We start from the raw sequence: 26,761 nt of genomic DNA, 5'->3' as shown, positions 1-26,761 counted from the left end.
TTCACGAAAGTGGGGGGCCTGGGAGGGTTGTCATGGCGAAGCAGAAGTCGGGGGAGATCATCGTCGGCCTCGACATCGGCACGACGAAGATCTGCGCCATCGTCGGAGAGCTGACCGACAGCGGCATCGACATCATCGGTATCGGTACGCATCCGTCGAAGGGTCTGCGCAAGGGCGTGGTGGTGAACATCGAGGCGACCGTCTCTTCCATCCGCCGCGCGGTGGAAGAAGCGGAGCTCATGGCGGGGGCGGAGATTTCCCACGTCTACACGGGCATCGCCGGAGGCCACATCAAGGGCTTCAATTCCCAGGGCATCGTCGCCGTCAAGGACAAGGAGGTCCGCGAGGCGGACATCGCCCGGGTCATTGACGCGGCCAAGGCCGTGGCGATTCCGCTGGACCGGGAGGTCATCCATGTCCTCCCGCAGGAGTTCATCATCGACGACCAGGGCGGCATCAAGGAGCCCCTGGGCATGGCGGGCGTCCGGCTGGAGGCCAAGGTCCATATCGTCACCGGCGCGGTGTCCAGCGCGCAGAACATCGTCAAGTGCGCCAACCGCACCGGGCTCAATGTCTCCGACATCGTCCTCCAGCCGCTGGCCAGCGCGGAGGCGGTGCTGGGCGAGGACGAGAAGGAGCTGGGCGTGTGCCTCGTCGACATCGGCGGCGGCACCACGGACATCGCCATCTTCTCCGGCGGCTCCATCGTCCACACGGCGGTGATTGCGCTGGGCGGCAACAACCTCACCAGCGACATCGCCATTGGCCTGCGCACCCCCGCGCACGAGGCCGAGCGCATCAAGCAGAAGTACGGCTGCGCGCTGTCGTCGCTCATCAACAAGGACGACACCATTGAAGTGCCCAGCGTTGGGGGCCGTCATCCCCGCGTGCTCGGGCGGCAGATTCTCTGCGAAATACTGGAGCCGCGCGTGGAGGAGATCTTCCAGCTCGTGCACCGCGAAATCCAGAAGTGCGGCTACGAGGACCTGCTGGCCTCGGGCGTGGTGATTACGGGTGGCTCTACGCTGCTGGCCGGCATGCCGGAGCTGGCCGAGGAAGTGCTGGGCCTGCCCGTCCGCCGCGGCATGCCGCGCGGCATTGGCGGTCTGGTGGATGTGGTGAAGAGCCCCATGTACGCCACCGGCGTGGGCCTGGTTGTCTACGGCGCCCGCCACCTGGACCGGCGCATGTTCCGCATCCGCGAGGAGAACGTGTACAAGAAGGTGAAGGGCCGCATGCGCGAGTGGCTCGAGGAAATCTTCTGACGCGCCGGGCCGAGCGCCAACCGCGTTGCCAAAGGGCTCTCCGAAAGGGGGGCCCTTTTTTGTTGGCCGTGGGCCACACCCCGCGTCCCGGTTGACGCGTCAGCGTCCTGGTTTGACGCGTCAGCCGACCTGGTGGGTTGCCCCCCGAAGTGCCCGAGCCGGTCCAGTTTCCGGAATCTGGATCCGTGGTTCGGATGGGGCACGGGATACCCCGTGAGGCGGACGCTGAAATCCTCGGAATCTCCAGGGTCGTAGATTGGACAGAGGCTGGCTCTCGGATTGCTATGTGCGGCATTTGCCGCTGGAGCCACACCCCCCAGCGACCCCAGGTTTATGAATCGAAAGACCTTTTACGTCCCCCTGTTTAGTCGGGCCTTCCGAGGACGCCTCGGCTTGGCCGTCGCACCCCTGGTGCTGCTGTGCGCGGCCCTGCTGGGTCCTGTGGCGAAGGCCGCGGCGGACAGCTTCGGCCTGGGGAACGGGAGCAGCGGCGCGCTGACCGTCGGTGTCGCCGGCACTGTCATCAACACCTACACGCGTGTGACGGCCGCAGTGCCAGCGGGGCAGAGCTTCGTGGCGGTGGACACGACTGCCGAATTCACGGCGGAGGACCTGGTGATGGTGTTCCAGGCCACGGGCCTTGAGGATGCCCCTTCTGGGAATCAAGCACCCATCGTCCTGACGGGGGGCTTGGTGGGACGCTGGGAGCTGGCGCGGATTGGCAGCGTCGATGTTGAAAACGCGCAGCTCCATTTCACGCAGCCTCTCACTGGCGCCTTCGCGGCCACCAGCACGCAGGTGATTCGGGTGCCCGAGTACGCCAGCGTGACGGTGAACGCCGCGGGCAGCATCACGGCGCAGCCCTGGAATGGGACGACGGGCGGCGTGGTGGCCTTCCTGTCGCAGGGCGCGGTGAACAACGCGGGGGCCATTCATGCCGATGGCCGTGGGTTCCGCGGAGGGTTCGCCTGGAATGGTTCGGGAGACGGCTGCGACGGCCTGGATGAGGCGTGGGGGCCGGATAATCTGTGGCTGGGCGGGACGTCGAAGGGCGAAGGCTTGGTGCCTGGCCGTTTTGGGGGGGAGGAACTCCCTCCTGATGGGAGAACGGGCCCGACGACGGGCCGGGGCAACGCCGCCAACGCCGGTGGCGGCGGCGTTTGCCACAACTCGGGTGGCGGTGGTGGCAGTAACGTGGGCATGGGCGGCATCGGAGGGCGGACGTGGGTGGGTGAAGCGCCCCCGTATTCCCGCGAGGTGGGTGGTCTCGGCGGGGCCCCGCTGATCTTCGATGCGGTTTCCTATGCGGTGTTCGGCGGCGGTGGCGGTGCGGGCCATGGCAACAACGACGCGGCTGGCGGGGGGAGCGCGGGTGGCGGTTTGGTGTTCATCCGCGGGGCCTCGCTCTCGGGGGCCGGTCGCGTGTCGGCGGACGGGTTCGCGGGTGGTAACGCCATCGGGCTAGCCAATGACGCTGCGGGCGGCGCCGGCGCTGGCGGCACCGTGTATGTGCGCGTCACCGGAGCCCTGTCTTGCTCGGCCAATGCAGTGTCGGCCCGTGGTGGTGATGGTGGCAGCACCACGCACGATCAGCACGGAACAGGCGGTGGCGGTGGTCGTGCGCTGATTCAGGGCGTGACGGTCGGGTGCATCCCGGTCGTCACGGGCGGCTTTGCGGGCACGCAGCCGACAGCCAACGCGCCGGGCGGGCTCACGTATGGCGCCGCTCCTGGCAACCCCGGTATCGTCACCATCCTCCCGGGTGCCTTCCCGGCGAGTGTGGCGGCCCCCGTGGTGGTGACGCCTGCCAACGGCTCCACCACGGGCTTTCGTCCGGTCATCAGCGGTACTGCCCCCGCGAGCTCCACGGTGATCATCTTCGTGGATGGCGTCGAAGTGGCCCGCGTGACGGCGGACCCCTCGGGGAACTTCAGCTTCACGCCGACCGCGGATCTGTCCGTCGGTGCGCACACGGTGAATGCCTACGCCCTGTTCCAGGGCGTCTCGTCCGTGCTGAGCAACACCAATAGCTTCACCGTGGTCTCCGACACCACGCCTCCGGATACCACCATCGTGAGTGGACCGCCGGCGGTGTCGAACTCCACCAGCGCGACGTTCGACTTCGCCTCGAACGAGGGCCCGGTGACGTACGAGTGCTCGCTGAACGGTGGTCCGTTCGAGGACTGCTCGGCCCCGCAGACGTTCACGGGTTTCAGCGAGGGCGACCAGACGCTGGCGGTGCGCGCGGTGGACGCAGCGGGCAACGTGGACCCAACGCCCGCGACGTACGCGTGGACGGTGGACACGACGGCACCAGACACGACGATTGTCAGCGGCCCTTCGGGGACGACGACGTCCCCCAACGCCACGTTCGACTTCAGCTCGAATGAGAGCCCGGTGACGTACCAGTGCTCGCTGGACGGCGCGCCCTTCGTGGCCTGCACCGACCCGCAGACGTTCACGGGCCTGGCGGACGGTGCGCACACCCTGGCGGTGCGCGCGGTGGACGCGGCGGGCAATGAGGACCCGACGCCCGCCACCCGGACGTGGACGGTGGATGCCACTGCCCCGGACACCACCATCGTGAGCGGCCCAGCGGCGGTGACGAACGCCACCAGCGCGACGTTCGACTTCAGCTCGAACGAGAGCCCGGTGACGTACCAGTGCTCGCTGAACGGCGCGCCTTTCGCGGCCTGCACGGATCCGCAGTCGTACACGGCTCTGACCGAGGGCGAGCACACGCTGGCGGTGCGTGCGGTGGATGCAGCGGGCAACATGGACCCGACGCCCGCGACGTATGCGTGGACGGTGGACACGACGGCGCCGGACACGACGATTGTCAGCGGCCCTTCGGGGACGACGACGTCCCCCAACGCCACGTTCGATTTCAGCTCGAATGAGAGCCCGGTGACGTACCAGTGCTCGCTGGACGGCGCGCCCTTCGTGGCCTGCACCGACCCGCAGACGTTCACGGGCCTGGCGGACGGTGCGCACACCCTGGCGGTGCGCGCGGTGGACGCGGCGGGCAATGAGGACCCGACGCCCGCGACCCGGACGTGGACGGTGGATGCCACCGCCCCGGACACCACCATCGTGAGCGGCCCAGCGGCGGTGACGAACGCCACCAGCGCGACGTTCGACTTCGCCTCGAACGAGAGCCCGGTGACGTACCAGTGCTCGCTGGACGGCGCGCCTTTCGCGGCCTGCACGGATCCGCAGTCGTACACGGCCCTGACCGAGGGCGAGCACACGCTGGCGGTGCGTGCGGTGGATGCAGCGGGCAACATGGACCCGACGCCCGCGCAGTACGCGTGGACGGTGGACCTCACGTCCCCGGCACTGCCGACCATCGACTCGCCCGCGGACCAGGAGGAGGTCGCCACCACGACGCCGACGCTGACGGGAACGGGTGAGCCGGGCAGCGACATCTACCTGGAAGTGGGCGGCGCCACCTACGGCCCCGTCCTGGTCGATGAGGACGGCAACTGGACCTTCACCGTGCCGGATCCGCTCGTCGAGGGTCCGCACACCGTGTCCATCACCAGCGTCGACCCGGCGGGCAACTCCGCGGGCCCGGTGACGAGCACGTTCATCGTCGACCTCTCGGCGCCTGACACGTTCATCGACTCCGGCCCGACGCTGCTGACGCGGGACTCGTCCGCCACCTTCGACCTTCGCTCGGAAGGCGGAGGCGTGGCCTATGAGTGCAGCCTGGATGGGGGCGTCTATGTGGCTTGCGCCGACCCCGCGACCTTCACGGGTCTGGCGGATGGGGACCACCTGCTCCTGGTGCGCGCGGTGGACGCGGCGGGCAACGTGGACCCGACGCCCGCGCAGTACGCGTGGACGGTGGACACGACGGCACCCGACACGCTCGTCGTGAGCGGCCCGGCGACGCCAACCTCGTCGAATTCGGCCTCGTTCGAGTTCGCGGCCTCCGAGCCGGGCTCCTCCTATGAGTGCAGCCTGGACGGCGCGGCCTATGTGTCGTGCGAGGAGACGGTGACGTTCGACGGCTTCGCGGAAGGGGAGCACACGCTCCTGGTGCGCGCGGTAGACGCGGCCGGCAACGTGGACCCGACGCCTGCCGAGCACACCTGGACGGTGGATTTGACGCCGCCGGTGGCGCCGCTCATCACCACGCCCGCGAACGGCGCGGTGCTGGATGACGGGGTGGTGACCATCACCGGCACAGCCGACGGCGCTGAGTCCGTGACGCTGGTGCTGGATGGCGTGCCCTACGGCCCCATCCCGGTCGATGCCGGTGGCAACTGGACCTTCACGCCGCCGGTGACGCTGCCGGACGGCCCGTACACGGTCACCGTCACGGCGACGGATGAGGTGGGCAACACCAGTGCTCCGACGAGCTCCACCTTCACGGTGGATACGACGGCGCCGGATACCGCCATCGACAGTGGCCCGGCGGTGGTGACGAACGTGGCCACCGCGGACTTCGTCTTTTCGTCGAACGAGTCTCCGGTGACGTACGAGTGCTCGCTGAACGGCGCGCCTTTCACGGCGTGCCCAGCCCAGGCGCAGTTCGGCCCACTGCCGGACGGTGACTACACGCTTGCGGTGCGCGCGGTGGATGCGGCCGACAACGAGGACCCGACGCCCGCCGAGTACACCTGGACGGTGGATGCAACGCCGCCGGTGGTGGTCATCACCACGCCCGCGAACAACTCGGTGCTGGACGTGCCCGTGGTGACGTATTCCGGAACGACGGAGGCGGGCAGCACCGTGACGGTGGTGGTGGATGGCGTCCCGGTGGGCACGGTGGTGGCGGACCCGTCGGGCAACTGGTCGCTCCCCGTGAGCGACACGCTGTCGGAAGGTCCCCACTCGGTGTCCGTCACGGCGGAGGACGAGGCGGGCAATACCAGCACGACGGTGACGCACACGTTCATCGTGGACGCGGAGCCGCCGGAGACGACGTTCACCTCGACGCCGCCCGCGCTCTCCAACAGTGATTCGGCGACGTTCGACTTCGACTCGGACGAATCCCCAGTGACGTACGAGTGCAGCCTGGACGGCGCGGCGTACGTGCCGTGCTCGGACCCGGCCACCTTCACGGGCTTGGATGACGGCGAGCACACCCTGGCGGTGCGCGCAGTGGATGAGGATGGCAACGAGGACCCGACGCCGGCCAGCTACACCTGGACGGTGGACACCTCCGCGCCGGACACCCTCATCATCTCCGGCCCGCCGCTGACGGAAGCGCCTGGCACCGCGACGTTCGACTTCGATTCGGACGAATCCCCGGTGACGTACGAGTGCAGCCTGGACGGCGCGGCGTACGTGCCGTGCTCGGACCCGGTCACCTTCACGGGCCTGGCGGAAGGCAGCCACACGCTGAGCGTCCGCGCGGTGGATGAGGCAGGCAACGTGGACGGCACGCCGGCGATCTACAACTGGTCGGTCGCGGTCGACACGGATGGCGACGGCCTGACGGATGCCGAGGAGGTTGTGCTGGGCACCGACCCGGAGAACCCCGACACGGACGGTGACGGACTGCCGGACGGCATCGAGGTGAATACCGCGGGGACGGATCCGCTCGACGACGACTCGGATGATGACGGCATCCTGGATGGCAACGAGGACGCCAACCACAACGGCATCGTCGATGAGGGCGAGACGGACCCGAACAACTGGGATACCGATGGCGACCTGCTGTCGGACGGTCTGGAGCTGGGCCTCGCCGAGCCTCAGGGCGCCAACACGGACATGACGCGCTTCGTGGCGGACTCCGACCCGACCACGACGACGGACCCGCTCAACCCCGACACGGACGGCGGCAGCGTGCGTGACGGCATCGAGGACGCCAACCGCAACGGCCGGGTGGACCCGGGCGAGACGGATCCGCTCAACCCCGCCGACGACGTCGACTCCGACGGTGACGGCATCGACGATGCGACCGAAATCGCGTGGGGCCTGGACCCCAACGACGCGGACAGCGACGACGACGGCGTGCCGGACGGCATCGACGGCATCACCGACACGGATGGTGACGGCCTCATCGATGCGTTGGACCCGGACAGCGACAACGACGGCATCCTGGACGGCACGGAGATGGGCGTGACGCTGGAGAGCGCTCCGGCGGACACGGACCGCACCTCGCCCAATTTCCGTCCGGACGCGGACCCGAGCACCACCACCGATCCGAAGAACCCGGACACGGACGGTGACGGCCTGCTGGACGGCGAGGAGGATGCCAACCACGACGGCCGCGTCGACAGCACGGAGACGGACCCGAACAACCCGGACACGGACGCTGACGGCCTGACGGACGGCGTGGAGGTGCGTGGCTCCAACCCCACCAACCCGCTGAACCCGGACACGGACGGCGACGGCTTGCTGGATGGCGCGGAGGACGCCAACCGCAACGGCTCCTTCGACAACGGCGAGACGGACCCGAACAACGCCGACACGGACGGCGGCGGCGTGAACGACGGCGAGGAAGTCACCGGCGGGACCAACCCGCTGGACGGCAACGACGACTTCGTCATCTCCGGCCGTGGGTGCAGCACGAGCGGGGCGGGCACCTTCGCTCCGCTGGCGCTGCTGCTGCTCGGGCTGCCCCTGCTGGGCCGCTTCCGCCGCTCGGCGGGGCGGGCCGGTGGGGCCCCTGTGGCCGCCGCCGTGCTGGCGCTGGCGGTCCTGATGGTTTCGCGGCCGGCCGTGGCGCAGGTGCCCACGCTGTCCGCGTCCCAGTCCATCGACGTGCAGCAGTACAAGCCGGGGCCGAGCTCGAAGGACATCCTGGGCGTCCAGAGCGCCCAGGTGCATTCCCACCTGGGTTGGAACGTGGGCGTGTCCGTCAACTACGCGGACAAGCCGCTCAACTTCATGGACCCACGCTCGGGCCGGTTCATCACCGCGCTGGTGCGCAGCCAGGTGGGTGTGGACCTGATGGGCTCGGTGGGCCTCTTCGACCGCTTCGAGCTCGGCGTGCTGCTGCCGGTGACGCTCCAGCGTTCGCAGGCGGCGCCCATGGTGGACCCGTCCTTCGCCCAGGGCGTGGGCTCGGGCGGCATCGGTGACCTGCGCCTGGTGCCCAAGGCCCGCCTCCTGGAGGAGGGCTCCTTCGGCCTGGCCCTGACGGTGCCGGTGGTGCTGCCCACGGGCGGCGGCTCCGACTTCCTCGGGGGCTCGGGCGTGGGCGTGCAGCCGCGCCTGGTGGCCGAATACGGCGAGCGGTTTCGCGTGGCCGCCAACGTGGGCGTGGACTTCCGGGAGAAGCAGCAGCTGCGCAACCTGAACCTGGGCAACGCGGTGTCCTACGGCGTGGGCGCCGAGCTGCCCTTCACGGTGAGCGAGGTGCCGCTGGCGCTCGCGGCCACGCTGGTGGGCGCGGTGAACCTGGAGCAGCAGGACACCGAGGAGCGCCCGCTGGAGCTGTTGGCGGCGCTGAAGTACCGCGCGCTGGGCGGCTTCTCCGCGCACGTGGGCGGTGGGCCGGGGCTCACCCGCGGCTACGGCACGCCGGGCTTCCGGCTGCTCGCGGGCTTCAGCTACAGCCCGGAGCCGTCTCGTGAGCCGAAGCAGGTCGCGCCGGTGGACACGGACGGCGACGGCATCCTGGACATCGACGACGCCTGCCCGACGGAGCCCGAGGACAAGGACGGTTTCCAGGATGAGGACGGCTGCCCGGACCCGGACAACGACGCGGACGGCATCCCCGACACGGCGGACACGTGCCCGAACGAGCCCGAGACGGTCAACGGCTTCGAGGACACGGATGGCTGCCCGGATGTGGCGCCGCCTCCGCCGCCGGTGGACACGGATGGCGACGGCATCATGGATCCGGATGATCGCTGCCCCAACGACCCTGAGGACAAGGACGGCTTCCAGGACGAGGACGGCTGCCCGGACCCGGATAACGACCGGGACGGCATCCCCGACGCCGAGGACAAGTGCCCGAACGAGCCGGAGACCATCAATGGCTTCCAGGACGAGGACGGTTGCCCCGACAAGGGCAAGGTGAAGGTGCTCGTCGATGGCGAGCGCATCGTCATCCTGGAGAAGGTCTACTTCGCCACTGGAAAGGACGTCATCCTGGCCCGTTCGCACCCGCTGCTGAAGCAGGTGGCCGCGGTGCTGCGGGCCAACCCGCAGGTGGAACTGGTCCGCATCGAGGGCCACACGGACGACCAGGGCAATGACGCGAAGAACCTGGACCTGTCGCAGCGCCGCGCGAACAACGTGCGCGCCTTCCTGGTGAAGGAGGGCATCGCCGAGGGCCGCATGGAGGCGGTGGGTTACGGCGAGACGAAGCCGGTGGACACCAACAAGACGGCGAAGGGCCGTGAGAACAACCGCCGCGTGGGGTTCACCATCCTTCGCGTGGGGAAGGTGGAAGTGGAACGCGAGGCGCGCTGACCCACTGGCTCTGATTCCCTGGTGAAACACACCGGGTGATTTCAGCGAGGGTGGCTCCGAAAGAGATTTCGGGGCCACCCGTCGTTTTTTGGGGCATGCTGCGCCCCACCCGCCAAGCAGTGCCGTGTATCGCGAGTCAAGGGGCGAAGTTCACCCACCGCGTCGCACGCCTGCACGTCCATGCATTGGCGTAAGTGCGCGTCAGGACTCAGACGCGCAGCATCCCGCTACAGGCTCGTAGCGGAATACTTGCCAAAGCGTGGGACTTGCTGATGATTGTGGGGGTTGGGAGCACGCGCGCTGCATCGTGCGACTCCGGGCGAGAGGACCACCATGGACCAGTTCGATCAGAACAAGCAGGCCGCCAAGATTCGGGTCGTCGGGGCGGGTGGGGCCGGCTGCAACGCCGTCAATACGATGATCCTGTCCAAGCTGGACCGGGTGGACTTCATCGCCGCCAACACCGATGTCCAGGCGCTCGCCGCGAGCAAGGCGCCCACCCGGCTTCAGCTGGGCCAGACGCTGACGAAGGGCCTGGGCGCGGGCGCCAACCCGGAGATGGGCCGCGAGGCCGCCCTGGAGTCGCGTGACCAGATTGCCGCGGTGCTCGAGGGCGCCGACATGGTGTTCGTCACCGCCGGCATGGGCGGCGGCACCGGCACGGGCGCCGCGCCCATCATCGCGGACATCGCCAAGAGCCTGGGTTGCCTCACGGTGGGCGTCGTCACCAAGCCCTTCCTCTTCGAGGGCAACAAGCGCCGCAAGCAGGCCGAGCAGGGCATCGTGGAGCTCAAGGCCGCGGTGGACACGCTCATCACCATTCCGAACCAGCGCCTGCTGTCGCTCTCCAACGAGCCGATGCCGCTGCTGGAGACCTTCAAGCGCGCGGACGAGGTCCTGCTGAACGCCGTGCAGGGCATCAGCGACCTCATCCAGTACCACGGTTACATCAACGTCGACTTCGCCGACGTGAAGACCATCATGAGCGACAAGGGCATCGCGCTCATGGGCACGGGCAACTCGACCGGTGACAAGCGCGCGCTGATTGCCATGCAGCAGGCCATCGCCAGCCCGCTGCTGGAGGACGTCACCATCGACGGCGCCACGGGCCTGCTCATCAACATCACCGGTGGCCGCGACATGACCCTGCAGGAGGTCAACGAGGCCCTGACGCTGGTGCACGACGCCGCCGACAGCGAGGCGGAAATCATCTTCGGCTCGCTCATCGACGAGAACATCTCGGATGAGGTGAAGATCACCATCATCGCCACGGGCTTCGTGCACCGCGACGCGCCCAAGGTCCGCACGGTGGCGCCGGTGGTGCAGGTGCCGCTGTCGCGTCCGGCGCCGTCCGTGCTCGCGAACGCGCGCGAGGAAGTCGCCAGCCTGGTGCCCACGAAGGGCAGCGGCTCGCGGCCCCTGACCGTGGAGAGCGCCAAGTCGGTGAGCGCCCGCACCGCGGTGGTGAAGGACGCGCCGCTGCCGCTGGACGAGGACCAGTTCGACATCCCCACCTTCCTGCGGCGGCAGGGCCAGACGGAACTGCCGTAAGGGGCAGGGGAGACGCGGGGCTCAGCGAGCGGGAAGCTGGGCCACGCTGGCTTCGTCGCGTGCGGACAGGGTGTCCGCGCGGGCGAAGAGGCCGTCGACTTCCGAATAGAGCGCGTCCACGCGCTCCGGGAGCCGGGCCGCGGGCAGCACGCCGTCGCCGGACACTTCCTCCAGGCGCGCGTGGGCCCGCTGCAGCAACTGGAGCGCCTTCAGCAGGGAGAGGCCGCGGCGCGTGCCCTCCTCGGTGAAGAGGGTGCCGCTCTGCGTCAACGTCTCGAGCGTGGTGCGCACGAAGCGCACGCGGTCCGTGTGCCGGCCACGGTAGAGGTCCAGGCGCTTGGCGCGCCGCGCGTGGTGCAGATTGACCACGCCGCCAGGGCTTGAGGAGGTGGGGGGCGTCACGGGGAACAAGGTACGACACCGCCTCGTAGACCCGCAAATTTACTGGACTGTAGGGACCTGTTGCACGTCCGTTCGCACCCTTGTCTTGGGAGGGAGCGAGGGTTAGGTTCGCCGCCCTTTCGCACCCGCACCCCAGGGGTTTCGCCATGTTCCAGAAGCTGCTCATCGCCAACCGGGGAGAGATTGCCCGCCGCATCGGCGTGGTGGCCCGGGGCATGGGGCTCAAGACGGTCGCCGTCTATTCGGACGCGGACGCTGAGCTGCCCTTCGTGAAGGAGGCCGACGAGGCGGTGCGCATCGGCCCCGCGCCGGCCAAGGACAGCTACCTCAATACCGCCGCCATCCTGGAAGCCGCGAAGCAGACGGGTGCGCAGGCCATCCACCCGGGCTACGGCTTCCTGTCGGAGAACGGCGAGTTCGCCCAGGCCTGCGCGGACGCGGGGCTCATCTTCGTGGGACCGCCGCCGGAGGCCATGGCGCGGATGAAGGACAAGAGCCAGGCCCGAAAGTTGGTGTCCGCCGCGGGGGTCCCCGTGGTGCCCGGCAGCGAGGGCGTGGTGCCCGACGTGGCCAGCGCGCTGGCGGAGGCCGAGCGCATCGGCTACCCGGTGCTCGTCAAGGCGGCCAGCGGCGGCGGCGGCATTGGCATGGCGGTGGCCAGGAACGCCGCGGAGATGGAGAAGGTCTACCGCCAGTGCACGGACCGGGCGAAGGCCGCCTTCGGCAAGGAAGGCGTGTACGTGGAGCGCTACTTCCCGGCGCCCCGGCACATCGAGGTCCAGATTCTGGGGGACCAGCACGGCCACCTCATCCACTGTCTGGAGCGGGAATGTTCCATCCAGCGGCGCCACCAGAAGGTGGTGGAGGAAGCCCCCTCCGTGCTGTTCGCGGACGGGCGCAACCCGGAGCTGGCGCAGAAGCTCTTCACGGCCGCGGTGGCCGCGGCGAAGGCCTTTGGTTACGCCAACGCCGGCACGGTGGAGTTCCTCTACTCGGACGGTGAGGTCTACTTCATCGAGATGAACGCCCGCCTCCAGGTGGAGCACCCGGTGACGGAGCTGACCACGGGGCTGGACCTCATCGGCTGGCAGCTGCGCATCGCCGCGGGCGAGCGCCTCACGGTGAAGCAGGAGGACGTGAAGCGGCGCGGGGCGGCGCTGGAGTTCCGCATCTACGCCGAGGACCCGGTGAAGTTCTTCCCGTCTCCCGGGCCGCTGAAGGTGTTCCAGCCGCCCACGGGCGAGGGCGTCCGGCTGGACGCGGGCTACGGCGAGGGCAACACCGTCACGCCGAACTACGACCCGATGATTGCCAAGCTCATCGTCACCGGTGAGACGCGGGCGCAGGCGATTGAGCGCTCCGTGACGGCGCTCCAGTCGTTCCGCATCGAAGGCATCAAGACGAACATCCCGCTCCACCTGCGCATCGTGCAGGATGCGGCCTTCCAGGCCGGCGAGCTGGACACGAACTTCCTGGAGCACCACGCCAAGCCGGCGTAGCGGGGCCCGCTCCAGCCCCAACCACCCCTGAGGAGGCACGGATTCATGGCGGACGTAGCGGCGCACATCACCGGCACGGTGTGGAAGATTGAGGTTCAGGTCGGCCAGCAGGTCAACGCGGGCGACACGCTCGTCATCCTCGAATCCATGAAGATGGAGATGCCCGTGGAGGCAGAGGATGGCGGGACGGTGAAGGAGATTCGGGTGAAGGAGGCGCAGTCGGTCAACGAGGGCGATGTCCTCGTGGTGCTCGGCTAGCAGTGGAGCCCGTCGTCGCGACAGGTGCTTCGCTGAACGTCGAGGACCGCGACGACGGGGTCCGGGTGTTGACGCTGTCCAACCCGGCTCGCCGCAACGCGCTCGATGACGGCCTTCTGGCGCGGCTGGACGCGGCGCTGGAGCCCGCCCCGCATGTGCGCGCCTTGCTGGTGCGCGGCGCGGGCGGGGCTTTCTGTTCCGGCTATGACTTGACGCACCTGGGCCCGCCGGGCGCGGGCGGACGGCTGCCGGATGACTTGCTGGTGGAGTGCCTGTTGAAGCTGGAGTCCCATCCCGCGCCCAGTGTGGCGCTGGTGGAGGGCGCGGCGGTGGGCGCCGGCTTCGACCTGGCGGCCTCGTGCGACTTCCGCATTGGCACGCCCAACGCCGTCTTCCTCATGCCCCCAGCGAAGCTGGGCATCGTCTACTCCCCGGAGGGGCTGGCCCGTGCCGCGCGGCTGGTGGGCGTGGCGCGCGCCAAGCAGCTCTTCCTCGCGGCGCGGAAGCTGAGCGCGCGGGAGGCGCTGGAGTGGGGGCTGTTGGATGACTGCCTGGCGGACGCGGAGACGCGCGCGCTGGCGCTGTGCGCCACCCTGGCCGGCCATGCACCGCTGGCGGTGTCGGGGATGAAGGAGTCCTTCGGGCGCCTGGCTCGGGCCCCGTTGGAGGAGGCGGACCGGGCGCGGCTGCGCGGCTTGCGCGCGGCGGCCTTCGGGAGCGAGGACGCGAAGGAGGGGCGGGCGGCCTTCCTTGAAAAGCGCCCGCCCCGCTTCTCCGGCCGCTAGTCAGGGCGGCCGGCGGGGCACTGCCACGGCGACATCAGGTATCGCCGAAGAGCTCGCCCATGCGCAGTTGCAGGGCCGAGGCAATCTTGTACAGCGAGGAGATGGAGGCGGAGGACTCCGCGCGCTCAATCTGCGACAGCAGCGACACCGACAGGCCCGTGCGCCGCGCCAGTTGCTTGAGCGTGAGCTCCTGCGTCTTGCGTGCGTCGCGGATGGTGCGGCCAATGGCGCGGTGCAGGTCCGCCTCCGGGTCCTGGGACAAGCCCTTCTTCTGGAGGGCGTTGCGGACCGCGGTGATGAACTGCTCCGGCTCCATGGGCTTCTTGACGTAGTCGGAAGCCTGCGCCTTGAGCGAGGCCACCGCCGTGTCCACCGTGGGGTACGCGGTGGCGACGATGACGGCCACGTCCGTGTCGTACTTGCGAATCTGCTCCAGCACCTCGGTGCCCGACATCTGCGGCATCATCATGTCGAGGATGACGAGGTGGAAGTCGGAGCCCCGGAGGATTTCCACCGTCTGGGTGGGGTCCGTCGTGGTCACGACCTCGTAGCCTTCACGGGTCAGGACCAGCTTGAGGTAGTCGCAGTTGTCCTGCTCATCATCAACTACCAGGATGCGAATCTGCACAGCGTCTCCTCGCTGCAGTTCAGTGCCATGGGACCGGAATACCCCCGGGGGGCGAGGGTGATTCCGGCAGACCACTACTTCTTGGGATTCTCGTAACTCTCGACCAAACCCTTCACGCGCTCGTAGTACGCGTGATTGGGCGCAAGTTCCAGGAATCGCTTGTAGTGAACCGCGCCCTTCTCGGGCTGGTTGTCATTCGCGTAGGCGGACCCGAGGTAGAGGTGGCACTCGGCGCGGGTGGGTTCCAACTCGAGGCACTTGTTCAGCTGCTCGATGGCCTGCCGGTAGCGCAGACCCTTGATGTGCTCGAAGCCGTCCGCCTGGGCCTTGGCCGCCGCGGACTGCGCGGCGGGCGGCGCCTTCTCCGTGCCGGAGGAGGGAACCGCGGCGGGCGGAGCTGCCTTCTTCCGGGCCTCGGCGACCTGTGTCTTCAGCGCCGCGTACTCCTTGGCGAACGCCTTGGTGGCGGCGCTCTCGCGCAAGGCTTCCTCGGCCTCCGGCAGCTTGCCGTCGCCCAGGGCGTTGCGGACGTCATCGAGCCGCCGCTTCATCAACTGCTCGGCGCGCGCCTCGTCGAGCCGGGTCTCCACGTCACGGGGGCGCTGGCCGTTGGCATCCTTGATGCGCTCCAGCGCGTCCACGGCCGTGTCGAAGTCACGCGCCGCAATCGCCTTGTCAGCAACCGCGCGCTGCTCCTCCATGGAGGGGCCACGTGGGGGCGGAGGCGTTTCAGGCGTCTGCGCCGCCGCGGCTGCCGTCGTGGGCGGGGTGTCGTTGGCCGCGGCCTGTTCCTCGATGGCCGGCGGCGGATCCTCGTCCAGAGGGGGCGTGGGCGTGTGCGCGATGACGGGGGGCGCCGTCGGCTGGGTGCCCTGCTGGTTCATGTACCAGAAGGCTCCGCCGCCTCCGCCGAGCAGCAGGGCCGCGAGGCTCGCCACCAGGGGCAGCTTCGAGCGCGAGCCACCACCCGCGGCCACGTCGTCCGACGCGTCACCGGCGCTGACGAAGCGCAGCTTCACGTGCCCCAGTTCGATGATGTCACCGGTGGCGAGCGTGGCCTGTGCGTAGCTCTCACCGTTGACCGTCATCCCGTTGGCGGACTGCATGTCGATGACGCGCCACTCGCCTGCGTCCTCGCGGACGAGCTTGGCGTGGGTGCGCGACAGCGACCGATGATCCAAGGTGATGTCGTTGTCGTCGGTGCGGCCGATCCGCAGCTCCGTGCGGATGCAGGCGAACTCCTGGCCCTTGAGCTCGTCCGGAGACAGCACGAGCAGGCGGGGAGCGTCCTCGGCAGGCACGTCCAGCACCTTGCGCGGCCGATCCGCCTCCACCTGGTCCAACCGGATGATGGAGGTGGAGTGACGGCGCGCGTCCGCGGCGCTGAGGGAGGGCGGGGTGTGCTCGCTCTCCTCCGGCTCGTCGTCGTCGGAGTCGTCCTCCTCCGGCTCGGGCTCCGGCCGGCGGGCGGGCACTTTGGTGGTGATGGGGCCTACGGCATTGGCCGCGCCCTCCGCTTGGAGCGCGAGGTCGTAGTCGCCAATCTGGACCAGGTCACCCTCTTTCAGGGGCGACTGACCCGCGATTCGCTCGCCGTTGATCCGGGTGCCGTTATAGCTCCCCAGGTCTTCCACTACGACGTGGCCATTGAGTCGCACCAATCGTGCGTGACGGCGAGACACATTCCGTTCCGTCAGGCGGATGGTGTTTCCCTCCTGACGGCCGATGGTGATCTCGTCACGCACGAAAGGAACAACGGTCTTGCGCCCCTCGTCGTCTTCGATGATGAGCTTCAGCACGGGTCCGATCCGCGTACAGTCATAGCAGAACGGCCTTTCCCTGTACAAGCCATGTATCCCCCTCAAAAGACACGACTTTCTCCCGAGGAAGAGGGGCAGCCGAGGCTGTTGTCCATCGGTCAATCGGCCGGTGGAATGCGACTTGGGGGGGCGCCCTGGCTCACGTTGATCCTCGCCACCGTGCTGGTGGGTATCCACGGCGCGGCGCGAGCCGCGGGGCCGGTGGGGCTGGACACCCTGCTGCGGTGGGGCGCGAAGGCGGGGCCTCTGGTGGTGGACGCGGGCCAGGTCTGGCGGCTCGTCACCGCCCACTTCCTGCACCGGGACTTCCCCCACCTGGCGCTCAATGTCCTGGTGCTGTTGGCGGCGGGAAGCGGCCTGGAGCGCCTGTGCCGACGCCGGGACTACGCAGCGCTGCTGGTGGCGGCGGGGCTGGCCACCATGGCGGGCTCGCTCGGCAGCTCCGGGGGCGTGAGCGTGGGGGCTTCTGGGCTCGTGTATGCCTGTGTGGGTGCGCTGCTTGTCCTGGGCCGGCGTCACCGGGCGAAGCTGCCGGCGCGGTGGATGTCCAGCGAGGCCGCGGTGCCCACGGTGCTCGTCTTCCTATGGATGGGGTGGACGTCGGTAGGCGTGGACAACGCGGGGCACCTGGGCGGTTTGCTCGCGGGGCTGCTGGCCGGCGTCTTCCTGGAGCCGCGCTGGCACCCGGACACGGGCTGGCTGCGCCCGGTGGGGATGGTGGTGGCGGCGGTGGTGGTGACGGGGGGCGTGGTTGCGGAGCGCTCCGTCTGGCGCATGGAGCGGGATGACGGCTTTGGCCTCTCCGTGGCCCTGCCGCGCGACTGGCGGGGCGACGTGGACGGGCAGGGCCGGCGGGCCTTCTCCAACGGACTGCCGGGGCGTGGCCGCGCGACCTTCTCGGCGGAGGCCATCGAGGCGGGGGAGCCAGGAGACGGCTCGGTCCAGGCGCGGCAGTTCCAGCAGGAGGTGCTGGTTCAGGGCGCTCCGAGCCCCGAGGGGCGGACGCTGAAGGTGACGGAGCCGGTGGCGGCGCGCGTGGGCGGGCGGAGCGCGCAGCGGCTGCATGCGGAGTTGGAGGGGCCAGGGGGGCCCACTCACCTGATGGCGCTCTTCGTGCCACGGGGGGAGTGGGTGTACCGGCTGGTGTTCACCTGGCCCGCGGCGTACCCCGCCTATCGCGAGGTGGTGGACCGGATGGTGGCGGAGGTCCGCTTCGACGAGCCGTCCGTCCTACGCGAGGCGCGGGCTAGAGCGCTGCTCGTTCCGGGGGCGCCGGGACCGTTGCGCGCATTGGGCGGAGTGCTGCGCCGCCTGGGCCTTCCCAAGGAAGCAGTGGCGCCGTTGAGCGAGTCCGTGCGGTTGGCGCCCGCTCATGTGGAGACGCGTGTCGAACTGGCGCGCGCGTTCCTGGAGGCATCGCGCGTGGAGGAAGGGTGTCACGCCGCCGCGGAGGCGCGGGTGTACGGGCCTTGGGACACGGGCGCGTTGGAGGCGGGTGTGCGCTGTGAGCTGTCACGCGGCAACGTCGAGCGGGCCCTGGAGCGCCTGGTGGAAGCGCGCCGGGTGGACCCTCAGGATGCCCGACTGCGCGCGGCGGAACTCGCGCTGCGGACGGTGCTGGAGGCTGCGCCGCATCGCTGAAACCCAGGTCGGAAAATGTAGGCGAAACTCCTGAGAATCGTCGCAGATAACCCCAATGTAGGCCGAAGGCACACGCAGAGGGGGGACACCATGACGAGGATTTTTGGAAAGCCGACTGTTTCGCCCAGCAAGCCGCCCATCAATCTGGGCGCCACCGGGGTGGAAATCGGGGACCGGACCGTCAACGCACTTCAGCTTGGAGCGACCGGCGCGAAGAGCGTGGGAGGCAAGAGCGGGACACCGGAGCAGGTCCAGACGCCGCCGCACTCGGTGATGAGCCAGGTGGGCAGCATGTCCGGCACGGCGAACAACGCCATCAACGTGGCGGACACCTTCGAGTCGGGCGTCCGCGTCATCAAGGATGGGCTGCAGGGCAACATGCCTTCGTCGATGCCCTCGACGACCGTCGCGAAGACGGTGGGCAAGGCCGTGCCGTTCCTGAACGTCTTCAGCACGCTGTCCTCGTTGTCCAACACGCGGGACGTGTTCACCAACCCGACGTCCACGCCGTCGCAGAAGGCGCACGCGGTCATCGACTCGGCGACCTCTGTTCTCTCCGCGGTGCCTTACCCGCCTGTGGCGCTGGGGGCGACGCTCGTGAACGTGTTGAACGGCGCCGTCACGCCGACAGAGCCGAAGTGAGCCAGCGCTGGGCGCTCCTTGGGGGGAGCGCCCGAGCGACAGGCTTCAGTCTTCGTCCTTGAGCAGGAAGTCGTTGTTCGCATCATCGGGCGCCGAAAACTCGGACCGCGAGCCCGACGTTCGCGGTCCACTCACTGCGCCGGTCCAGCCCCGCGTCCCGGTGGACATAGGCCCCGCTCACCTGGAGCACCACGGGTTGGTCCGCCACCGCGAGCACGACGCGCTCCAGGCCCACGTCCGTCCTGGCGCGGAAGTGCAGCCCTCGCTCGATTCCGATGCTCCAGCCCGCGAGCCCCGATGCTCGCAGGGCCCACAGTCCGTCCCGTGACTCCACGCCCGCGTCGAACATCAGCTCGGTGAAGGGCGCCACCGTGTGCGAGACGCCCTCCCGGGAACGCCGCACCGCGTGCCCGGCGACGGGCCCCACGCCGAACCACACCCGCTCCGTCTCCGCGCGCATCGGGTCCAGCAGCAGGCCCAGCCGTCCCGTTTCCAAGGTCCAACCGGGGCCCTCCCAGACGCGGCGCTCCAGGTGTCCCAGTCGCAGCGCCACCGTCACGTCGAAGGGGAAGGGAATGCGCGCTGGCCGCGCCGTGGGCACCAGGATGAAGCCTTCCTCCAGGTGCCGGCGCAGCGTCCCGTCATACGCCGTGAAGGTGAGACCACGCTGCTCTCCATCCCACGCCTCCAGACCGAGCAGGCGGTGGTTGTTGAACCAGGGTGAGCCCTTGCTCCGGCTGCTGCGTCCGCTTCGGATGTGCACGCCCGTGCGCACGGCCTGCGCCATCGCCGAGCCGCTGAGCCGCGTGTGCATGCCCACCACGAAGCCGTCGCCAGGGTCGAAGCAGATGGGGTAGCGCTCACCGCGTTCGTCCAGGGCCACGCAGGCGTCGTCATCGGGCACGCCCCGCGGCATGTCCGCGGCAGTGGCCAGCAGCAGCGCCAGTCCGAGCATCAGCATGGAGGCCTACTCCTTCACGGACGTGGCCATGGGCGCGGAGCGGCGCGCGGGAGCCCAGAGGGAGAAGCGCAGGCCCGCGGACGCGGACCATTCCCACTGCTCGGGGACGCCCGCGATGTCGCCACGCTTCATGCCGCGGCCATCCACGAGCAGGCTCAACGGCTGGTCGTTGATGGCCAGGATGATGACCTCGTAGCCGGCCTGGAGCCGCAGCCGCTCCGGCCTCAGCGGGCGGCCCACGACGGCCGGGGCCAGCAACACTTTCTCCGCCTCCACTCCCAGCCGCAGGTGGTGGAAGCCGTCCTGGTCCAGCGTCAGGTCTGCTTCGAGCGCCGCGCCAGGGACGAAGGTGTTGAAGCCATTCGCGTAGTCCCGCTCGAAGGATGGACCGGCGCGCACGCGCACGTAGGACACCAGGTCCTTCGAATGCCACAGGTCCACCGTGGCGTGGAGCGTGCCCCAGGTGAGGAAGCGCCCCACTTCTCCGCCGCGTTCGAGCTCCTCCACGCGGAGCGTCTCCATCCACAAGCCCAGGTTGAGGTGGAGGTCATGCCGCCGCGGCTTGCCGAAGAAGGTCGTCACGCGGAAGAGCGGGTCGTCGCGCTCGACGCTGAAGTCGTAACGCGCCGCCGTCAGGTCGAGCGAGGGCACGCCCAGGTGCAGCTCCGTCTCCAGGAAGCGGAGCCGGTGCAGCCGCTTCCCCCGGTGGGACGGTGCCTCCACCGCGATGCCGAAGTCGGCGCGCATGCGACCCTGCACCTGGCCGTCATGCCACAGAGGCGCCCATGCGCCTCCGAGCCAGACGCGCCGGTTCAGGTCGAAGTTGAACTGCATCACCCGCCCGCGCTCGTCGCGGTACCAGCCGGGTGGGGCCGCCGCGCGGGCCGGCTCCATTCGATAACCCTTCACCCGCTCCGCTGTTTCCTCATCGAACGCGATGGAGCAGGTCGTCACCCGCGCTTGCAGCCGGTCCGTCTCCACGCCCTCGGCGTCCAGCTCCCTCAACGGGGACACCCGGCACGCCTGGGCGGTGTCGTCACACTGGGCCCGCCACTCGCCGGAGGGAACGTTATTCGTCGGTGGCAGCCGCAAGCACACCGTGGGGGCGTGCCACGCCTGGGCTGGAAGCGGGGTGGTGGGCGGCTGAAGGACGGGGGCCTCGTTCCCTGGCTGCGCGAGCAAGAGGGCGCAAGCCAGGGACACTGCGGGGGCGAGCATGATGTCTCCTCGGCGGCCATTTCCCGTCGGCCTCGGGAAGCACCGCCGGCCCCGGGCGTTTCAAGCGCCGTGCCTCTGCCAAGGAGCCATGCTTTCGCGGGGTTGGCGCCCCTGTCGTGTACATCTCCCTGCACAGCGGCGCGCAGTCTGGCTCACGGCGGAGGCCGTTGGCGGTGGTCGACCGGAGGGGGCCGCGGGGATATAACGCCGCGTCCTGCCGAGGGTGGGCCGCCCACCGCCCGGAACGACTCAAGGAGCTTCAGTCCGTGGAGAGCGAAGTCGAACAGCAGCGGGAGCAGACTTTCGCCGAGGCCATCCTCGGCAAGGACTTCTTCCAGGCGAAGTGGGCGAAGCGGTGGCTGGAGCTGTCCCTCAGTCTGCGCGTCGTGACGGCCACGGCGGGCTTCGCGGCCCTGCTCTTCCTTCCCTACCTGGGCGCGGTGGGGCTCTGGGACCCCTGGGAGACGCACTACGGCGAAGTCGCGCGGATGATGATTGTCCGCCAGGACTACGTGTATCCCTTCTGGGAAAGCTCGTGGTTCTTCTCCAAGCCGCCGCTCACGATGTGGATGCAGGCGCTGGGCATGAACGTGGTGGGCGCGGCGAACCCGGGTGGGATGCTGGGCCTCTATACGGAGTGGGGCATGCGGATGCCCTTCGCGCTCCTGAGCATCACCGCGGTGGCGCTGCTGTCACTGGCGGTGGCACGCGTGGTGTCCCGGCGCGCGGGGTTGGCCACCGGCTTCGTGCTGGCCACCATGCCGCTGTACTTCCTGCTCACGCGGCAGACGGTGACGGACACGCCCTTCGTCACCACCTTCATCTGCGCCATGGCGTGCGCGCTCATCGGCCAACTGGATGCGACGACGAAGCACCGCGCCGCCTGGTGGTACGGCTTCTATTTCTTCGCCGGCCTGTCCGCGCTGGCCAAGGGCCTGCTGGGCGTGGGCCTGCCCGCCGTCATCCTGGTGTTGTACGCGGCCCTGTCCGTCATTCCCTGGGACAGCGACAGCCTGGACGCACACCTGAAGTGGCTCACGCAGTCCCGCTTCCGCAAGGACGTGCGCGAGGGCCGTCAGCCCATGCCCGTGCTGTGGGGGCAGATGTTCAAGATGCACCTGGGCACGGGCATCCTGGTGTTCTTCGCGGTGGCGGGCCCCTGGTACCTGACGCTGTCCCTCTTCGGCTCCGTGGACGATGAGGGCAAGCTCTTCTGGTACCGCTTCTTCGTCCACGACCACCTCAACCGCCTCACGGCGGGCGTGCACACCACCACGCCGGGTGGCACGTTCATCTACTTCATCGAGCAGGGGGGCTTCGCCATCTTCCCCTGGGTGGCGCTGCTGCCCGGCGCCTTCTCGGTGGTGGCGCGGCTGAAGCTTCGCTCGGAGAAGGCGGCGGACCACCTGGCCATCATCGCGGTGCTGTGGGTGGCCTTCTCCTTCTGGCTGCTGTCGTCCAGCGCCACCAAGTTCCACCACTACGTCTTCCCGGTGCTGCCGGGCGTGGCCGTCCTCCTGGCGCTCTTCATCGACCGGCTGTGGGAGGAGGGCATCTCCGCGCACGCGGTGAGCCTCATCTTCGGGTTCCTGCTCTTCGTCCTGGTGGGGAAGAACATCGCGGAGAACCCGAAGATCTTCACCGACCTGTTCGTCTACAACTACGACCGGACCTATCCGCAGGACCTGGTGACGAAGCCCATCGCGTTCTTCACCTCGCGCTCGCTGTGGACGGGAGATTTGGTGACGCTGGTGCTGCTGGCCTTCGGCGTCTACCTGTCCTTCGATGCCTTCTCCGCGAAGGGGCGGGCGCGGACGACGCCGAGCGCGCGCGCCGTGGCGTTGATGCTGCTCCTGGGCGGCGTGGCGACGCTGGGCGCGGTGAGCGCCCAGGCCCAGGTGTCCGCCAAGGCGCTGGTGGGCGTAGCGGTGCTGGCGGTGGCTGGTTATCTGGCATGGGAGTCCATGCGGCCGGGCGCGGAGGGGCGCGCGTCGCTCCAGACACTGGCCGGCGTGCTGGCGGTGGTGGGCATCGCGTTCGCGGTGCGGGGCTTCCGCCAGCCGGCGGCGGAGGACTCGCTGCTCAAGGCGCTGTCGGAGCCCGTCAACATCAAGAAGACGCTGGGCTTCACCTTCGCGGTGGCGGGCGGCATGGCGGTGGTGGCGTCGCTGATGCGAGCGCGGGCGATGCTGTTCGGCACCTTCTGGGTGCTCGCGGCGGGCATGGCCCTCTGGTTCAACTGGAGCCACTGGGTGGACCTGTCCCACCACTGGACGCAGCGCGACCTCTTCTGGCGCTACTACGCGCAGCGTCAGGCGGGCGAGCCCATCGTCGCGTACATGATGAACTGGCGCGGCGAGACGTTCTACTCGCAGAACACGGTGGAGCAGTACCGCGTGTCGGACGCGAACGCGCGCATGCGCGCCCTGGCGCAGCGGCCGGGTCGTGAGTGGGCCCTGGTGGAGCACAACCGGCTCAACCTGCTGCGCACCGCGGTGGGCTCGGACAAGGTCGTCACGCCGGTGGACCGCGACATCAACAACAAGTTCGTCCTGGTGACCATCGATTGAGCGGCATCCACGTCCAGGACCTGGGCAAGCGCTTCGGAGACCGGGTGGCCGTGGAGGCGTTGTCCTTCCACGTGCGGCCCGGCGAGGTATTCGGCCTGCTGGGGCCCAACGGCGCGGGGAAGACGACGACGGTGCGCATGCTCACGGGGCTGCTTCAGCCCACCGAGGGCGAGGCCACCGTGTGGGGCCACCGGGTGGACCGCGACGGCGAGCCGCTGCGCAAGGTGGTGGGCCTGCTCACCGAGCAGCCCGGCCTCTACGACAGGCTCACCGCGCGGGAGAACCTGCGCTTCTTCATGAAGCTGCATGAGCTGGACGAAGCCGCGGCCTGGCCTCGGGCCCGGCACTACCTGGAGCGCTTCGGGTTGGGTGGGCGCGAGGAGGAGCCGGTGGGCGGCTTCTCCAAGGGGATGCGGCAGAAGCTGGCCATCGTCCGGACGCTGGTGCACGACCCGAAGGTCATCTTCCTGGACGAGCCCACCAGCGGCTTGGACCCGGAGTCCGCGCGCACCGTGCGTGACGCCGTGGCGGAGCTGGCGTCGGAGGGGCGCACCATCGTCCTGTGCTCGCACAACCTGGCGGAGGTGGAGCGCCTGTGTGAGCGCGTGGCGGTGGTGAAGCGCCGCCTGCTGGCCATGGGCCCGGTTCGCGAGCTGCGGCACGCGGGGCAGGCGCTGGAGGTTCGCGTGGAAGGGGAGGCGGAGCGCTTTTGTCTCGCGCTGGCCCAGTTGCCCTTCGCGCCCAACGTGCTGGCCGAAGGGCCGAAGCTGCGGGTGATGCTGGCGGACGATGCGCAGGCGCCCGACGTGGTGGCGTGCCTGGTGGGGGCGGGCGCGCGGGTGCACAGCGCGGTGCCCACCCAGCGTCCCCTGGAAGAGGTCTATCTGGAGCTGCTGCGCGAAGGGAGGGGGTAGCCCATGGCGTTCCGTCCGAAGCGGGCCCTGGCGGTGTTCTGGAAGGACTTCCTGGACCTGCGAAAAAACGTGGGCCTGCTGGTGTCCATGATGGTGCTCCCGGCCGTCATGGTGCTGGTGCCCATTGGCGTGGTGTGGACGTACGTGCGCACGCCAGACCACGCGGACCTGCGCAGCGTGGCGCTCTTCTACGACCCCACGCTGCCGTTGGGCGCCAGCGCCGCGCGCTTCCTCATCGACAAGACGCTCACCGACTGGTTCGGCATGTTCCTGGTGATGCCGGTGTTCGTGCCCATCCTCATCGCGTCCCAGAGCGTGGCGGGGGAGAAGGAGCGGCGCACGCTGGAGCCGCTCCTGGCCTCGCCCGTGACGGCGGCGGAGCTGGTGACGGGCAAGAGCCTGGCGGCGCTGGTGCCGTCCGTGGCGATTACGTGGACGGCCTTCGTCCTGTTCTGCGTGGGCGTGGACATCGTCGCGTGGCCGCTGGTGAAGATGCCGCTGATGCCCAACGCGCTGTGGACCTTCGGCGTGTTCGTCATCGCGCCCCTGTTCGCCTTCTTCGGCAACGGGGTGGCGGTGCTCATCTCCGCCCGGGTGAGCGAGGCGCGCATGGCCCAGCAGCTGTCCGCGCTGGTGGTGCTGCCCATCGTGGGCATGGTGGGTGGGCAGGTGGCGGGCGTGCTCAAGGCGGGCTTCGGCTACTACCTGCTCCAGGGCGCGGTAGTGCTGGTGCTGGACGCCCTCCTGCTGTGGGCCAGTATCCGCCTGTTGGACCGTGAGCGGCTGGTGAGTCGCTGGGGCTAGCGCGGACGCCGGCCGTCGCTTTCCAGGGCATCCAGCCTGTCGAGCGGCTAGGCTTTCGCCAGTAAAACTGGCATGTTGCGAGCAGGTGTCGGTACGCGAGCGCGCGCGCTTTCGTCCGGGATGCCATGCTCTTAAATAAAAGGGTTGGGGTGGCGGCGCGGGTTGACCGGCTGCCAACGCGGCCACGGAGGCGCTGACGGCAATGGGTATCTTCGACAGCATCAAGGGTGAGGCGAAGCGCAACTTCATCGCCCGGGCGGACTCGGCGAAGGGCGACATCATCTACAAGTATCCGGAGAACAACGTCCGGATGCTGACCCAGCTCACCGTCGATGCGGACGAGGTCGCCCTCTTCGTGAAGGACGGCAAGGTGGAGGGCAAGCTGGGGCCCGGCCGCCACTCGCTGGACACGAACAACATCCCGTTCCTGTCCCGCCTCATCGAAGGCTTCACGGGTGGCAACCTCTTCATCTCCGAAATCTTCTTCGTCTCCACCCGGGAGTTCGCCGGCGTGAAGTTCGGCGGCCCCATCGGTGACGTGCGCGACCCGGAGACGGGCCTGGGCATCGGCACCATGGTGTACGGCGACTTCTCCATCCGCGTGACGGACCCGGAGCGCCTGGTGGTGGGCCTGGTGGGCATGGGCCGCACCGGCAACGACGAGCTGCTCGGCTGGTTCAAGAACCAGGTGCTGAAGGTGACGCGCGACCGCATCGCGGAGCTGCTCGTCAAGAAGCGCTGGCCGCTGCTCGACGTGACGAGCGGCGCGTACACCGAGGAGATCGAGACCGAGGTCATCTCCGGGCTCAAGCCCCACGTGGACGGCTACGGCCTCACCGTGGTGCGGATGGGCAACTTCCACGTCTCCATCAAGGAGGAGGACGAGGCGACGCTGAAGAAGCTGGGCAAGGACGTGGCGTACTCGCGTCTGGCCGGTGGCTTCCAGCAGTACGCGCAGGGCCAGGCGATGCTCGGCGCGGCCGAGGGCATGGCCAAGGGCGGTGGCGGCGGTGGTGGTGCGGGCAACGCGCTGGGCGGCATGGGCATGGGCATGGGCTTCGGCATGGCCCAGCAGTTCATGAACCAGCAGCAGCACCAGCAGCGGCCTCCGGAGCCCGCGCCCGCGGCGCCCCCGGCGGACACGCGCAGCCCCGCGCAGCGCCTGAAGGAAATCAAGGAGCTGAAGGACGCAGGCGTCCTCAGTGACGAGGAGTACAATGCGAAGCGCGCGGAGCTGATGAAGCTCCTGTAGTTCCCTTCGTGTACCCCTGCGGTACCCAGAGCCTCCGTCCGACACCGGGCGGGGGCTCTCGTGTTTTCCCTGACATGCACTGGGGCTGGATGGACCTCAAACGTTCCCTGCGCTAGATAGCGGGCGCCGCGGTCGTCGTACGGTGTGCGTTTCAGGGCGCCCCACCTGGGGA

At 69.1% G+C, this 26,761-nt stretch carries 17 protein-coding genes; 12 read left to right on the top strand and 5 right to left on the bottom strand.

Annotated elements, in window-relative coordinates; translation table 11 throughout:
- Positions 1-32 precede the first annotated feature (32 nt).
- From ftsA to ftsZ, 3 genes are all read left to right on the top strand, one after another.
- On the top strand, positions 33-1,265 hold the full coding sequence (ftsA, locus tag FMQ63_RS04335; RefSeq protein WP_011555553.1) for a cell division protein FtsA: 1,233 nt from the start codon (positions 33-35) through the stop codon (positions 1,263-1,265).
- Between the two features lie 393 nt (positions 1,266-1,658).
- The gene (locus FMQ63_RS04330; protein ID WP_044276409.1) at positions 1,659-9,644 is read left to right on the top strand and encodes an Ig-like domain-containing protein; all 7,986 of its coding nucleotides are present in this window, start codon (positions 1,659-1,661) and stop codon (positions 9,642-9,644) included.
- Positions 9,645-9,977: 333 nt separating this feature from the next.
- Positions 9,978-11,195 carry a cell division protein FtsZ gene (ftsZ, locus tag FMQ63_RS04325; protein ID WP_011555551.1) on the top strand — a complete coding sequence of 406 codons (1,218 nt, stop codon included), beginning with the start codon at positions 9,978-9,980 and terminating at the stop codon, positions 11,193-11,195.
- Between the two features lie 21 nt (positions 11,196-11,216).
- Here ftsZ and FMQ63_RS04320 read toward each other — a convergent pair whose 3' ends face one another.
- Entirely contained in the window at positions 11,217-11,606 is a 390-nt protein-coding gene (locus FMQ63_RS04320) for a hypothetical protein (RefSeq protein WP_011555550.1), read from the bottom strand.
- A 137-nt stretch (positions 11,607-11,743) separates the two neighbouring features.
- Here FMQ63_RS04320 and FMQ63_RS04315 point away from each other — a divergent pair, with 137 nt between their 5' ends.
- Genes FMQ63_RS04315 through FMQ63_RS04305 form a run of 3 tightly spaced genes read left to right on the top strand, consistent with a single transcriptional unit; the run spans position 11,744 to position 14,139 of the window.
- Complete coding sequence (locus FMQ63_RS04315; protein WP_011555549.1) at positions 11,744-13,096, top strand: acetyl/propionyl/methylcrotonyl-CoA carboxylase subunit alpha; 1,353 nt, start codon at positions 11,744-11,746, stop codon at positions 13,094-13,096.
- 45 nt (positions 13,097-13,141) lie between these two features.
- Complete coding sequence (locus FMQ63_RS37780) at positions 13,142-13,354, top strand: biotin/lipoyl-binding carrier protein (protein ID WP_011555548.1); 213 nt, start codon at positions 13,142-13,144, stop codon at positions 13,352-13,354.
- Between the two features lie 2 nt (positions 13,355-13,356).
- Positions 13,357-14,139, top strand: coding sequence for an enoyl-CoA hydratase/isomerase family protein (locus FMQ63_RS04305; protein WP_011555547.1), 783 nt, complete (start codon positions 13,357-13,359; stop codon positions 14,137-14,139).
- A gap of 34 nt (positions 14,140-14,173) precedes the next feature.
- Here the strand turns inward: FMQ63_RS04305 and FMQ63_RS04300 are convergent, their stop codons facing one another.
- On the bottom strand, positions 14,174-14,767 hold the full coding sequence (locus FMQ63_RS04300; RefSeq protein ID WP_002634367.1) for a response regulator: 594 nt from the start codon (positions 14,765-14,767) through the stop codon (positions 14,174-14,176).
- A gap of 74 nt (positions 14,768-14,841) precedes the next feature.
- A complete protein-coding gene (locus FMQ63_RS04295) occupies positions 14,842-16,512 on the bottom strand; it encodes an FHA domain-containing protein (RefSeq protein ID WP_228556360.1) in 1,671 nt (556 codons plus the stop codon).
- A gap of 189 nt (positions 16,513-16,701) precedes the next feature.
- Here FMQ63_RS04295 and FMQ63_RS04290 point away from each other — a divergent pair, with 189 nt between their 5' ends.
- On the top strand, positions 16,702-18,228 hold the full coding sequence (locus FMQ63_RS04290) for a rhomboid family intramembrane serine protease (protein ID WP_011555544.1): 1,527 nt from the start codon (positions 16,702-16,704) through the stop codon (positions 18,226-18,228).
- Positions 18,229-18,318: 90 nt separating this feature from the next.
- Positions 18,319-18,870: a hypothetical protein gene (locus tag FMQ63_RS04285; protein WP_011555543.1), complete on the top strand. Its 552-nt coding sequence runs from the start codon at positions 18,319-18,321 to the stop codon at positions 18,868-18,870.
- Positions 18,871-18,952: 82 nt separating this feature from the next.
- Here the strand turns inward: FMQ63_RS04285 and FMQ63_RS04280 are convergent, their stop codons facing one another.
- On the bottom strand, positions 18,953-19,831 hold the full coding sequence (locus tag FMQ63_RS04280) for a hypothetical protein (RefSeq protein ID WP_011555542.1): 879 nt from the start codon (positions 19,829-19,831) through the stop codon (positions 18,953-18,955).
- A 6-nt stretch (positions 19,832-19,837) separates the two neighbouring features.
- Positions 19,838-21,049 (bottom strand): hypothetical protein, encoded by a 1,212-nt coding sequence (locus FMQ63_RS04275; RefSeq protein ID WP_011555541.1) that lies wholly within the window; start codon positions 21,047-21,049, stop codon positions 19,838-19,840.
- 266 nt (positions 21,050-21,315) lie between these two features.
- Between FMQ63_RS04275 and FMQ63_RS04270 the strand changes: the two genes are divergently transcribed.
- From FMQ63_RS04270 to FMQ63_RS04255, 4 genes are all read left to right on the top strand, one after another.
- Positions 21,316-23,619, top strand: a complete 2,304-nt coding sequence (locus FMQ63_RS04270) for a glycosyltransferase family 39 protein (RefSeq protein WP_020478935.1) — start codon at positions 21,316-21,318, stop codon at positions 23,617-23,619.
- A complete protein-coding gene (locus FMQ63_RS04265; protein WP_011555538.1) occupies positions 23,616-24,533 on the top strand; it encodes an ABC transporter ATP-binding protein in 918 nt (305 codons plus the stop codon). The genes FMQ63_RS04270 and FMQ63_RS04265 overlap by 4 nt, the downstream gene beginning before the upstream one ends.
- Before the next feature lie 3 nt (positions 24,534-24,536).
- Entirely contained in the window at positions 24,537-25,337 is an 801-nt protein-coding gene (locus FMQ63_RS04260; RefSeq protein WP_011555537.1) for an ABC transporter permease subunit, read from the top strand.
- Between the two features lie 202 nt (positions 25,338-25,539).
- A complete protein-coding gene (locus tag FMQ63_RS04255; protein ID WP_011555536.1) occupies positions 25,540-26,589 on the top strand; it encodes an SPFH domain-containing protein in 1,050 nt (349 codons plus the stop codon).
- Positions 26,590-26,761: the final 172 nt, after the last annotated feature.

Origin of the sequence: Myxococcus sp. CA005 (genome assembly GCF_006518205.1) — a bacterium.
GTDB classification, from domain to species: domain Bacteria; phylum Myxococcota; class Myxococcia; order Myxococcales; family Myxococcaceae; genus Myxococcus; species Myxococcus xanthus.
Note: the sequence above shows the minus strand (reverse complement) of the source record. Positions and strands in the feature narration are given on the sequence as shown.